8 protein-coding genes are annotated in these 11,023 nt (G+C 74.6%); 5 read left to right on the top strand and 3 right to left on the bottom strand.

What is annotated here, in order from left to right; genetic code table 11:
- Positions 1–1,268 (bottom strand): ABC transporter substrate-binding protein (locus KBX39_RS11310; protein WP_210870384.1); only part of this gene is annotated, 1,268 nt, incomplete at its 3' end.
- A gap of 121 nt (positions 1,269–1,389) precedes the next feature.
- On the opposite strand from KBX39_RS11310, the gene KBX39_RS11305 reads away from it, so the two are divergent.
- The 3 genes from KBX39_RS11305 to KBX39_RS11295 are packed head-to-tail and all read left to right on the top strand — an operon-like array spanning position 1,390 to position 4,579.
- On the top strand, positions 1,390–2,427 hold the full coding sequence (locus tag KBX39_RS11305) for a zinc-binding dehydrogenase (protein WP_064446194.1): 1,038 nt from the start codon (positions 1,390–1,392) through the stop codon (positions 2,425–2,427).
- On the top strand, positions 2,427–3,245 hold the full coding sequence (locus KBX39_RS11300; protein WP_210870382.1) for a sugar phosphate isomerase/epimerase family protein: 819 nt from the start codon (positions 2,427–2,429) through the stop codon (positions 3,243–3,245). Before KBX39_RS11305 ends, KBX39_RS11300 begins: the two co-directional genes overlap by 1 nt.
- Positions 3,242–4,579 (top strand): hypothetical protein, encoded by a 1,338-nt coding sequence (locus KBX39_RS11295; protein ID WP_210870381.1) that lies wholly within the window; start codon positions 3,242–3,244, stop codon positions 4,577–4,579. Before KBX39_RS11300 ends, KBX39_RS11295 begins: the two co-directional genes overlap by 4 nt.
- A gap of 41 nt (positions 4,580–4,620) precedes the next feature.
- On the opposite strand, the gene KBX39_RS11290 is transcribed toward KBX39_RS11295, so the two are convergent.
- Together KBX39_RS11290 and KBX39_RS11285 are read right to left on the bottom strand one after the other, a co-directional pair.
- Positions 4,621–5,307, bottom strand: a complete 687-nt coding sequence (locus tag KBX39_RS11290) for a CBS domain-containing protein (protein WP_210870379.1) — start codon at positions 5,305–5,307, stop codon at positions 4,621–4,623.
- A gap of 95 nt (positions 5,308–5,402) precedes the next feature.
- The gene (locus tag KBX39_RS11285; RefSeq protein ID WP_210870378.1) at positions 5,403–7,517 is read right to left on the bottom strand and encodes a molybdopterin-dependent oxidoreductase; all 2,115 of its coding nucleotides are present in this window, start codon (positions 7,515–7,517) and stop codon (positions 5,403–5,405) included.
- 148 nt (positions 7,518–7,665) lie between these two features.
- Here KBX39_RS11285 and KBX39_RS11280 point away from each other — a divergent pair, with 148 nt between their 5' ends.
- Both KBX39_RS11280 and KBX39_RS11275 read left to right on the top strand, forming a co-directional pair.
- Positions 7,666–8,058: a DUF2267 domain-containing protein gene (locus KBX39_RS11280; protein WP_043324646.1), complete on the top strand. Its 393-nt coding sequence runs from the start codon at positions 7,666–7,668 to the stop codon at positions 8,056–8,058.
- A 340-nt stretch (positions 8,059–8,398) separates the two neighbouring features.
- A partial coding sequence (locus tag KBX39_RS11275) for an AMP-binding protein (protein ID WP_247660086.1) occupies positions 8,399–11,023 on the top strand: 2,625 nt, incomplete at its 3' end.

Raw genomic sequence — 11,023 nt, 5'->3', positions numbered from 1 at the left:
GCGCCGACGAGCTTGCCCTGGTTCTCGGTCAGGCCCCAGCGCTGGAACGTGTCGGGGCTGCGCCGCAGCGTGGCGAGCACGTCCTCGCCGTAGACCTCGGACAGTGGCTTCTTGGTGTCCACGCCGGCCGGGCTGGTGTTCCAGGCGGTGCGGAACTTCTGCTTGTCCTCCGGCGTGCCGGTGCGAACCGGGAAGCGCCCCTCGGGGGACATGCCGAACCAGCGCGGGTAGCCGTCGGAGAGCATGTACTCCACGAACGACTTCGCCGGGTCGGCCGCGCCGTCGAGTACCGACCAGGAGCTGACCTCGCCGTACTGGGCGGGCTCGGTGCCGTTCGGGCCCTTGATCGCGGTGACGAACCCGCTGTTCTTGGCCAGCCACGCCGGGTCGGACTTGCACTGCGGGCAGGTGGGACGGGCGTCGGCGCGCAGCCCGGCCAGCTCGTCGAGGATGAACGGCGACCAGATCAGCATGGCCGCCTTGCCGGCGAAGTAGGTGGCCCGGGTGGTGTCGACGTCCTGGGCGCCCTTGACCGAGTTGTTGCGCATCAGGTCGCCGTAGAAGCGGAACGCCTCGACGCACTCGGGGGAGTCGAGAACGACCTTGCCGGAGTCGTCGGTGAGCCGGCAGTTGTTCGCCAGCGCCAGGTGCTCGAACGTCTGCTGGGTGAACACGTCACCGGGGGCGGTCGCCGCGGTGATGCCGGCGACGCCGCCGGTGTTCAGCTTCGCCGCGGCGGCGGCGATCCTCTCGTACGTGTCGGGCGCCGGCAGGCCGGCGGCGTCGAACAGGTCCTTGCGGTAGACGAGCAGCTGGCCCCACCCGTCGCTCGGTACGGCGAGCTGCGTGCCGCCGTCGCTGGTGAGTTCCAGCGCGCGTGGGGTGAACGTGTCCCGGCCGAGCCGCTCGACGACGGCGCCGTTGGCGTCGGCGTCCACCAGCTCGTTGGCGGACAGCGTGCGCACCCCGGCGAGCGAGACGGAGCCGACCACGTCGGGCAGGTCGCCGGCGGCGGCGCTGGAGGCGATCAGGGACGGGAACTGGTCCTCGTTGACGGTGACGAGGTTGACCTTGACGCCGGTCCTGGCGGTGTAGTCGGCGATGATCGCCTTGGTGGCGGCGACCCGGTCCGCCACGTCTTCCAGGCTCCAGACGGTGATCCGGGAACTGTCGGATTTCTGCCCGTCGTCGCTGCATGCGGCCACGCCGGTCCCGGCCAGTGCCAGGATCAGGCTGATTGCGAGCCGCCGTGTGGAGGGTGATGACATCGGTGGCACTCCTCTCGAAAGAGTACGGCCTGCCGCTAATACCCATCGATTCGTCAATGTAATCACATATGCCCATTTTTTGGGTTAGAATCGAGGCCGGCACTTTCTTCGGAGCGACGCCATGAGCAACTGGGTTGTCTCTCTGGCCGGGCCCCGGCACGTACGCCTGGAGCCCTGCCCCGCGGACCGGCTCGGTCCGGGCCAGGTCCGCGTCCGCACCCACTACTCGGGCATCTCCGCCGGCACCGAGCTGACGCTCTACCGGGGCAGCAACCCGCGACTGCGCAAGGACTGGGACGCCGGCGCCCGCATGTTCGTGCCCCGCCAGGCCGGGTCCGCGTACCCGGTGGTGGGTTTCGGTTACGAGGAGGTCGGCGAGATCGTCGAGGTCGCCCCCGACGTCGCCGGGCGGCGGCCGGGCCAGCTCGTCTGGGGCATCTGGGGGCACCGCGCCGAAGCGGTGCTGCCCGCGGCGGCGGCGCATCCGCTGCCGCCCGGCATCGACCCGCTCGCCGCCGTCTTCGCCCGCCCGGGCGCCATCGCGCTGACCGCGGTCCTTGCCGGTGACCTGCACCTGGGCGACTGGGTGGGCGTCTTCGGGCAGGGCGTGATCGGGCTGCTCGGCACGCGCCTCGCGGTGCTCTCCGGCGCCCGCGTGGTCGCCGTCGACCGGATGCCCGGGCGGCTCGCGCACGCCACCGGGCTCGGCGCCCGCCGGACGGTCGACGCCGCCGCCGAGTCGCCCGCCGCCGCGCTGCGCGCCGAGAGCGGCGGCCGGGGCGCCGACGTGTGCCTGGAGCTGTCCGGGTCGTACCCGGCGCTGCACGAGGCGATCCGGGCCACCGCCCACGCCGGCCGCGTCGTCGCGGCCGGCTTCTACCAGGGGTACGCCCACGGGCTGGAACTCGGCGAGGAGTTCCACCACAACCGGATCCAGCTGGTGGCCGCCCAGGTCTCCGGGCCGGACCCGGCGCCCGGTACGGCCGGCCGGTGGTCCGGGACCCGGATCGCGGACACGTTCATGGACCTGGTGGCCGAGGGCAGCGTCGACCCGCTGCCGCTGGTGAGCCACGTCGTCGACGCGGGCGCGGTGGCCGACGCGCTGGCGTTGCTCGACCGCGGTGACGGTGACGTCCTCCAAGTGGTGCTGAGGTTCTGATGGACATTCCGCTCGCCTGCCAGGAGCAGCTGCTCCCCGGCGCCGACCTGATCGGGAAGTACGCCCTCGCCGTCTCCCTCGGCTACCAGGGCATCGAGCTGCGCGGCCGGGGTGACCTCGCGCTGGCCGGGCGGCTGCCGGAGCTGCGCCGCGCCCGCGCCGCCGGCGTGGTCATGCCGACCGTCTGCGTCGAGATGGACCACTTCGTCGGCGACTTCGACCCGGGCCGCTCCCGCGACGCGGTGGACAACCTGCGCTCGCAGCTCTCGGTGATCGCCGAGCTGGGCGGCGTCGGCGCGATGACCCCTGCCGCGTGGGGCATGTTCTCCCGCCGGCTGCCCCCGTTCGAACCACCACGCTCGGCCGACGACGACCGGCGGGTGCTCGTCGACGCCCTGGGCGAGCTGGCCGGGCACGCCCGCGCCGAAGGGGTCACCGTGTTCCTGGAACCGCTCAACCGGTACGAGGACCACATGGTCAACCGGCTCGACCAGGCCGTCGAGCTGTGCCGCGCGGTCGGCTCACCGGCGCTGCGGGTGGCCGCCGACACGTACCACATGAACATCGAGGAGGACGACCCGCACGCCGCGCTGCGCGCCGCCGCGCCGTACCTCGGGCACGTGCAGGTCAGCGACTCCAACCGGCACCAGCCCGGCGCGGGGCACCTGGACTGGGCGGCGCTGCTGGCCACGCTGGACGCGATCGGCTACACCGGCTGGCTCGCGCTGGAGTGCCGGCCGCGCGGCGAGCCGGTCGCCGCGCTGCGCCAGGCCGCCACCGCGCTGGCCCAGGCCCGTCCCCGGCGGGCCGCCGCATGACGCTGACCACCGGGGTACGCGCCGACGCCGACCGTCACGCCCGGCTGCGCCGCCTCGCGCTGGCCACCCTGGACGCCAACTGGGAACACGACCACACGGTGCCCTCCCGCACGCTCTACCCGCACCAGTGGAGCTGGGACTCGGCGTTCATCGCGATCGGCCTGGCACACGTCCGTCCCGACCGGGCCTGGCGGGAGCTGCGGACGCTGTTCGCCGCGCAGTGGATCGACGGGCGGGTGCCGCACATCGTGTTCAACCCCGCCTCCCGTGCCGGGCCGTACTTCCCCGGGCCCCAGTTCTGGGACTCGGCCCGCGCCGACGGCGCCCCGGCCCGCGCCACCTCCGGCATAGTCCAGCCGCCGGTGCACGCCCCGGCCGCCTGGCTGGTGCACCGCCGCGCCTCCTCCGAGGCGTCGGTGGCCGCGCTGCGCCGGCTCTACCCGAGGCTCGTCGCGCAGCAGCGCTACCTGACCGGTCGGCGCGACGCGGGCGGCGGCGGCCTGGCGTCGATCGTGCACCCGTGGGAGTCCGGCCTGGACAACAGCCCGGCCTGGGACGCGCCGCTGGCCGGGGTGCCCGCGGACGAGGCGGTGATGCGCGCGTACCGTCGGCACGACACCGCGCACGCCGACGCCGCGCAGCGCCCCACCGACCTGGACTACGCGCGCTACGTCGCGCTGGTGGAGTCGTACCGGGCCGGCCGCTACCGGGACGAGGGGCTGCTCGGGCGGCACCCGTTCCTGGTGGAGTGCCCGCTGGTGAACGCCGCGCTCGGCGTCTCCGAGTACGCCCTCGCGCGTATCGCCTCGGTGATCGGCGCCGACCCGGGGCCGCACCGGGACCGGGGGGCCCGGATCACCGAGGCGATGGTCACCCGGCTCTGGGACCCGGTCACCGGCACGTTCCGTCCCCGCGACGTGCGCGCCGATCGCCTCGTGCCGGCCCGTACCGTGCTCGGGCTGATGCCGCTGGCGCTGCCCGAGCTGCCCGCCGCGCAGGTGTCGGCGGTGCTGGCCGAGGCGTGCTCGCCGCGTTTCGGGCTGGCCGCCCGGATGGACCGGCCGCTGCCCACGTACGACCGCACCGCCCCGGACTTCGAGCCGCTGCGCTACTGGCGCGGGCCGAGCTGGATCAACACCGGCTGGCTGCTCTGGCAGGGTCTGCGTACCCACCGACGGGCCGACCTGGCCGCCGGACTGCGCGAGTCGCTGCTCGACCTGGTCGACCGGGCCGGCTGCCACGAGTACTTCCACCCGGACACCGGCGCCGGACTCGGCTCACCGGCGTTCAGCTGGACCGCCGCGCTGGTGCTGGACGCGCTCGCCCAGGAGTGACACCGGTGGGCGCCGGGTGGACCGACGCGGGCCGGCCAGGCTCAGGCGACGCGGACGCGCAGGGCCGCCATCGGGGCGTCGTCGATCGCGTAGCCGAGCGCGTCGACCACCTCGACCACGCCGCTGACCTGCCGGGCCAGCCGCACCGCGAGCTGCGCCGTGGAGCGTCGCTCCACCTGCCCGGTCAGCGTCACCACACCCCGCTGCACCGTCACGTCGACCACGCCGTCGCGGACGCCGAGGCTGCGCCACAGCACCTCCTCGACCACGTCGCGCCGGATGCCGGCGTCCGGGCGCAGGTGCACCTTGAGCAGGTCACCGCGGGTGACGATGCCGACCAGACGGCCGAGGTCGTCGACCACCGGCAGCCGCTTCACGCCGCGCGTGTCCATCAGCCGGGCCGCCTCCACGATCGTGGCGTCCGGGGTGATCGTGACCGGCGGAGCGGTCATCAGGTCGGCGGCGAGCGTCGCACCGGCCTTCGCCTGCGCCTCGCGGCGGTGCCGGTCGGGCAGGATCCGCCGCTCCCGGGGCTGCCCCAGCAGCTCCACCTTGTACATCAGGTCCGCCTCGGACACCACGCCGAGCACCCGCCGGGTCTCGTCCACCACCGGCGCCGCCGTGACGTGCCGGTCGGTCAGCACGTCGACGATCTCCCGGTACGCCGTGCCCTCCCGTACCGACGCCACGTCCCTGGTCATCACGTCCTGCACCTGCCACGTACGCATGGCGAACCTCCCTGTGTCCGCCCCCGACGCTAGGCGGCGGCGACGGGGGAGGAGCAGGGGCGCAATGACCAGGTCAGGGGGCCGGAGGTCCCGAATCACCCAGCCGCTACCGGCTCGGCGACCTCGTCCAGGGGCGGCTCGGCGGTCAGCAGGGCGGCCGGCACCGGCTCGACCGCCACCCGGCAGTCGTGGAACGTCGGCGCCTCGCCCAGGTCGGTGTCGCGGACGCCGGTGACCGCGTTGACGGTGGAACGCCCCGGGCTGCGCCGCGCCCAGTACGCCTTGTACGTGAACGCGCACCCCGGCCGGGTCGCCTCGTCCACCGCCACCGCGGCGAGGAACGCGCCCCGGTCGTTGTGCACGCGCACCGCGTCGCCGTCGGCGAGCCCGCGTGCCGCCGCGTCGGCCGGGTGCAGGTGCAGCCGCGGCGGCCCGGCCCGGCGGGTGTGCCAGGGCAGCGACGCGAACGTGGAGTTCATCAGGTAGCGGTTGGCCGGGGTGAGCAGCGTCAGCGGGAACCGGCGGGCCAGTTCCGGGTCGGCAGCCTCGGCCGGTGGCGTGTACCCGGGCAGCGGGTCCACCCCGAGCGCGGCGAGCGCCGGGTCGTGCAGCCGGGCCCGCCCGTCCGGGGTGGGGAAACCACCAGCGGCGTACGGCGCGGACCCGACCGGCACGCCGGTGAGCCGGGCGTACGTGCGTTCGCGCAGTTCCTCGAACGTGATCGGCGCGCCGGCCAGCAACTGCCCGGCCAGGTCCTCGTCGCTGTCCGAGAACGCCGGATGGTCCACGCCCAGCGCGGCGGCGATCCGCCGGAAGATCTCGGTGTTCGGCAGCGCCTCGCCCGGCGCGCGGGTGACCGGCAGATTCAGCGTCGTGTAGTGGTGCCCGTAGGACGTCTGCAGGTCCAGGTGCTCGGGCTGCATGGTCGCCGGGAGCACCACGTCGGCGTAGTCGCAGGTGTCGGTCCAGCGCTGCTCCAGCACCACTGTGAACAGGTCGGCGCGGCCCAGCCCGGTGAGCAGCCGGGCCTGGTCCGGCGCGGTCGCCGCCGGGTTGGCGTTGAACACCACGAGCGAGGTGACCGGCGGGTCGGCCTCCCCGGTGAGCACGGTGGCCAGCCGGCTCATGTTCAACGTCCGGGCCGGTGGGGCCGGCATGCCGGCCGGCCGGATCACCGGGCCGTTGTCGATGCGGTGGTGGCCGCTGGTGGTCACCAGCGCCCCGCCGCCGGGGTACCGGAAGTCGCCGGTGACCAGCGGCAACGCGCAGATGGCCCGGATCGCCTGCCCGGCGCCGTGGTGCCGTTGCAGGCCCAGCCCGACGCGGATCGCGGTGGGCCGGGTGGTGGCGATCCGCTCGCCGAGGCGGCGTACCACCTCGGGCGGCAGGCCGCACTCGGCGGCGGCCCGCTCCACCGGCCAGTCGTCGAGCCGGGCGGCCAGTTCCGGCCAGCCGGTGGTGTGCGCGGCCAGCCACGCCTCGTCGGCCGCCCCGGCGTCGCGGACGTGGCGCATCAGCCCGAGCGCGAGCGCCGCGTCGGTGCCGGGTAGCGGCGCGACGTGCTCGTCGCTGCGGGCCGCCGTGTCGGTGCGCAGCGGGTCGATCGTCACCACGTACGCGCCGCGCTCGCGGGCCTGCTGCACGAACGGCCACAGGTGCAGGTTGGTGACCAGCGGGTTGGCGCCCCAGAGGACGATCAGCTCCGCCTCGACGATCGACTCCGGTTCGAAGCCGACCGAGGCGCCGTACAGCGAGCGCAGCGCCGCCCGCGCCGCCGCCGTGCAGATGGTGGTGTCCAGCCGGGACGCGCCCAGGTGGGCGAAGAGCCGGGGTCCCATGGTCCAGCCCTGGACCAGGCCCATCGTGCCGGCGAAGTAGTAGGGCAGCACCGACTCCGGGCCGTGGAGTTCGATGCTCGCGCGCAGTCCGGCGGCCACCCGCTCGACTGCCTCGTCCCAGCTCGCCGGCCGGTACGCGACCCGTCCCGCGCCCTTCGGGCCGGTGCGGACCCAGGGCGTGGTGAGCCGGTCCGGCCCGTTCACCGCGTCCAGGTAGCGGTTCACCTTGCCGCAGAGCGCGCCCCTGGTGAACGGGTGGTCACGGTCGCCGCGCAGCCCGACCGCGACGCCGTCGGAGACGGTGAGCTGCCAGACGCAGGTGTCGGGGCAGTCCAGCGGGCAGGCGCCGGGGTGGGTGGTGACGGGGGCCATGGGCCGGATGTTACTCCCGGTTCGTGGTGCGGCAGCCACTCGTGGTGACCGGCCGCGGGCCGGGGCGTTTGGCCGGGGTGGGGGCGGGTACCCGCCGGGGCCGACCGGTGCGGGCGTGGTGCCCGCCGGCGGCGAGGGGAGGGGTGGGATGCGGTTCCCCCTGTTCGTCGAGGCGGTGGCGCGGCGGTCCGAGTTGCCGTCCGACGAGGCCGCGACCATCTCCCGGGCGGTGTTGCAGACCCTCGCCGAGCGGGTCACCGCGGACGAGACGGCCGACCTGGCGGCGCAGTTGCCGGACGACGTCGGCGGCTATCTGGAGCCGGGTGGGATCGCCGTGACCGGCGGCGCGGTGGACTTCCTGTACCGGGTGGCCGAGCGTGCGGCGGTGGATCCGGCGGTCGCCGAGGTGGGCGCGGTGGCGGTGCTCGCCACGCTGCGCGACACGGTGACGGTGGGGGAGTTCCAGGACCTCGTCGCGCAGCTTCCGAAGGGCTTCGACGCGATGGTGGACCCGATCCCGCGGCCACCCTACGATGTCTGAGCAGGCTCCCCGCGATCCGGGTTGAGCTGCGGCACCGGGGCCGCTCCGACGAAGATTCGACTGCCAGAAAGTATTTTCACCGTAAAATAACTCGTCGGCGTTCGCGTACGCTGTAAAACGTCTACGCGCTAGAGGGATGATCGGACGGATTCCTCCGTCCGAGGTTCCAGGACGTCTTCCTCCCTTCGGCTCAAGCCGCATCGATGCTCTTCCGGCGCGGTGATTGAGCAATATTCTGCTTCCAATGTGAAGTCCTGGGGGGGATCAATGATCACATTCGTCGATTGCTGCGTGCCTGTCCTCTGTGGAGCGTATCCCGCTTCCTGACATGGCGGAGCCGATGATTATCAATCGTTTCGGCGCGATCACGGCAGTACACGGCGGACGTCCGGCACTTCTCGGTGAGACCCACGAGGTCACCTACACCGAGCTGGCCGGGGCGGCCGGCGGGCACATGGCCGTGTTCGCCGCCGCGGGCCTGCGTCCCGGAGACCGGATCGCGCTGCTCACCGCGCACGGCGCACCGACCGTCGCGGCGCTGCTCGGCGCCCTGGCCGCCGGGTGCGCGTACGTGCCACTGGACCCGGGCTTCCCGGTCGCCCGGCTGCGCCACATGGTCGACGCCGCCGGCGTCACCGCCGTCGCGTGCGCCGCCGAGCACCGCGACCTGGCCTCGGCGCTGGCCGGCGAGCGTCCGGTCGTGCCGCTGGACGAGGTGCCGCCGGCCCCGCTGCGCCCGGTTCCGGCCGAGCCGGACGCGCTGGCGTACGTGCTGTTCACCTCCGGCTCCACCGGCGTGCCCAAGGCGGTCGGGCAGACCCACCGCAACCTGGCCCACGTCGTCGACAACCAGATCGCCGCGCTCGGCGTCGGACCGGACGACCGGCTCAGCCTGCTCGCGTCGTTCAGCTTCGACGCCGCCATCCCCGACCTCTACCCGGCGCTGCTCACCGGCGCCGCCGTCGTCCCGGTCGACCTGCGCCGCCAGGGACTCGCGTACGCCGTCGAGCAGCTCGACCGGCACCGCGCCACGGTGCTGCACTGCACGCCCACCGTCTACCGCTTCCTGCTCGACACGCTCGGCGCGCGCCGGCTGGCCACGGTGCGGGCGGTGCTGCTCGGCGGCGAACAGGCCACCTGGACCGACGCGGCCCGCGGCCGGGACCGGTTCGCCCCCGAGTGCGTGCTGGTCAACGGCTACGGCGCCACCGAGATGACGTTCGCCGCCCGGCACGTGCAGCCGCTGTCCGAGGTGGACCCGGACGCCCGCGGGCCGCTGCCGGTCGGCACCGCGTTCCCCGGCTACCGGCTCGACCTCGCCCCGGACACCGGCGAGATCGTCGTCCACAGCCGGCACCTCGCCCCCGGCTACCTCAACCAGGACAGCGACCGCTTCGGCGTCGACGCCGACGGACTGCGGTCGTACCGCACCGGTGACCTGGGCCGGCTGCTGCCCGGCGGGGAACTGGTCTGCCTCGGCCGGCTCGACCGCCAGGTCAAGGTACGCGGACACCGCGTCGAGCTGACCGAGATCGAAGCGGTGCTGGCCGCCCAGCCCGGCGTCACCGGCGTCCGCGCCATCGTGCGCGACGGCGAACTGCTCGCGTACGCCCGCCCGGCCGGCGCCCGCCCCGACCCGGCGGCGCTGCGCGCCGCCCTGACCGCGGAGCTGCCCGACTACGCGGTGCCCCGCGCGGTGGTGGTGGTCGACGAGTTCCCGCTCACCGTCACCGGCAAGGTCGACGAGCGGGCGCTGCCCGACCCGGTGACCGAGGTGCCCGCCGACGCGGCGCCGGCCACCGAGACCGAGCGCGCCGTGCACGACATCTGGTGCGCGGTGCTCGGCCGCGACGCGGTCGGCCGCACCGACAGCTTCTTCGACGTGGGCGGGCAGTCGCTGCTGCTGGGCCAGGTTCAGCAGCGCCTCGCCGAGCGGTTCGGCGTCCGCCTGCCGATGCTGCGCCTGTTCGACCACCCGACCGTCGCCACCCAGGCGGCGCTGCTCGACGCCCCGCCCGAGGCGGTCCGCGCCCCGGTGCTGCCCGCGCCCGCCGCGCCGGTACGCGCCGCCCGCGAGTACACCGGCGACGAGATCGCCGTGGTCGGCCTCGCCGGCCGGTTCCCCGGCGCGCCCGACGTGGCCACGTACTGGTGGAACCTGTGCACCGGGGTCGACTCGGTGCACGACCACACCGACGAGGAACTGGCCGCGCTCGGCGTCGGGCCCGGCCTGCTCGCCGACCCCCGGCACGTGCGCGCCACCGGCCGGCTCGACGGGGTGGCCGACTTCGACGCCGAGTTCTTCGGCTTCGGCGCCGACGAGGCCGCCCGTACCGACCCGCAGCACCGGCTGTTCCTGGAGACCGCCTGGGAGGCGCTGGAGGACGCCGGGCACGACCCGGCCCGCTTCCCCGGGCTGGTCGGCGTCTACGCCGCCACCTCGGCAAACCGCTACTTCCTGTTCCACCTGATGGACAACCCGGCGGTGGTCGGCGACGTCGACCCGGACGACTGGGAGGCCCGGCTCGTCGGCCGCCAGCTCACCGACCACCTGCCCGGGCAGGTGGCCTACCGGCTCGGCCTGACCGGCCCGGCGATGGCCGTGCAGTCCGCCTGCCCCAGCTCGCTCGTCGCGGTGTGCGTGGCCGCGCAGAGCCTCGCCGACTACCAGTGCGACCTGGCCCTGGCCGGCGGCTCCACCGTGATGTGGCCCCGGCACCGGGCGGGCGGGCTCGTCTCGCCCGACGGCCGGTGCCGCGCCTTCGACGAGGCCGCCGCCGGCTCCGGCTTCGGCTCCGGCGCCGGCGTGGTCGCCCTGCGCCGGCTCGCCGACGCGCAGGCCGACGGCGACCGCATCTACGCGATCCTGCCCGGCTGGGCGGTCACCAACGACGGCCCGGACCGGGCCGGCTTCGCGGTGCCCGGCCCGGCCGGGCAGGCCGCCGCCGTCGCGGGCGCGCTCGCC

The sequence above is a fragment of the Micromonospora sp. D75 genome (genome assembly GCF_018070405.1).
Taxonomy (GTDB): domain Bacteria; phylum Actinomycetota; class Actinomycetes; order Mycobacteriales; family Micromonosporaceae; genus Micromonospora; species Micromonospora chalcea.
The sequence above is the reverse complement of the archived record's forward strand: the minus strand, read 5'-3'. Positions and strand labels throughout refer to the sequence as shown.

Coding starts and splice junctions, on each gene's coding strand:
- KBX39_RS11305 (WP_064446194.1), top strand. CDS start 1,390: ATGAGCAACTGGGTTGTCTCTCTGGCCGGGCCCCGGCACGTACGCCTG.
- KBX39_RS11300 (WP_210870382.1), top strand. CDS start 2,427: ATGGACATTCCGCTCGCCTGCCAGGAGCAGCTGCTCCCCGGCGCCGAC.
- KBX39_RS11295 (WP_210870381.1), top strand. CDS start 3,242: ATGACGCTGACCACCGGGGTACGCGCCGACGCCGACCGTCACGCCCGG.
- KBX39_RS11290 (WP_210870379.1), bottom strand. CDS start 5,307: ATGCGTACGTGGCAGGTGCAGGACGTGATGACCAGGGACGTGGCGTCG.
- KBX39_RS11285 (WP_210870378.1), bottom strand. CDS start 7,517: ATGGCCCCCGTCACCACCCACCCCGGCGCCTGCCCGCTGGACTGCCCC.
- KBX39_RS11280 (WP_043324646.1), top strand. CDS start 7,666: ATGCGGTTCCCCCTGTTCGTCGAGGCGGTGGCGCGGCGGTCCGAGTTG.